This window comes from Aliivibrio sp. 1S128 (assembly GCF_001691065.1).
Lineage (GTDB): Bacteria > Pseudomonadota > Gammaproteobacteria > Enterobacterales > Vibrionaceae > Aliivibrio.
The window spans coordinates 2620-3251 of the sequence record NZ_MAJV01000118.1 but is presented as its reverse complement, the minus strand read 5'-3'; the positions used below and the strand labels follow the sequence as shown (position 1 = coordinate 3251).

The 632-nt window shown below is 33.9% G+C and carries 1 protein-coding gene; it reads right to left on the bottom strand.

What is annotated here, in order from left to right; translation table 11 throughout:
• Positions 1-24: 24 nt before the first annotated feature.
• The gene (locus A6E03_RS16325) at positions 25-582 is read right to left on the bottom strand and encodes a hypothetical protein (protein ID WP_065601298.1); all 558 of its coding nucleotides are present in this window, start codon (positions 580-582) and stop codon (positions 25-27) included.
• Positions 583-632: the final 50 nt, after the last annotated feature.

Sequence of the window (632 nt, the reverse complement as noted above, 5' to 3'; positions counted from 1 at the left end):
CCATAGTCGTTTGTTATGTTCGTATTAAAGAGTCTCCGGTATTTTTTCACCAACTATCGACATAATCCTTTCGAGTTCTAAATGTATAGAATCTTTATTAGAAGATTTAATTAAAGCCCCTATTCGTTCATCGTATGGAAGTAAACGAACCTGACCTTTTGGAGCGAAACAATTCTTCCCACTTCTGTAAAAGCTTTGTCCTGAGTAGCCATTTGTATATCCATCAATTATTATTCTTTTTTGCTTCCCACTTTCAGGAACTTCAACATAAACTAATGTATAAGTGTTTAAGTTTCCAGATGTATCCAACACTATAAGTTCTTGTCCTTTATATGGGGGATTCTTCTCAAAATAATCTTTTATCGAATCAAATGTCCAATGTAAGTCACGAGCATAGAATAGTTTTTTATAGTGCATTTTCCGTTTTTCACTACAGCTTTTGCAAGTACCGTGACTAACTTTAAAGTCACTTACACGGCAAGGAAAACGACCAAAAAGTTTAGTCATTGAATCCTCAAATTTATTTCCACACATATCGCAAATCTTACGCCATGTAACTGTAGACTCACTATTCATATTCATTATTAACTACCTATCATGTAAACAGAAAAGAACATAACGCCTGCATAACA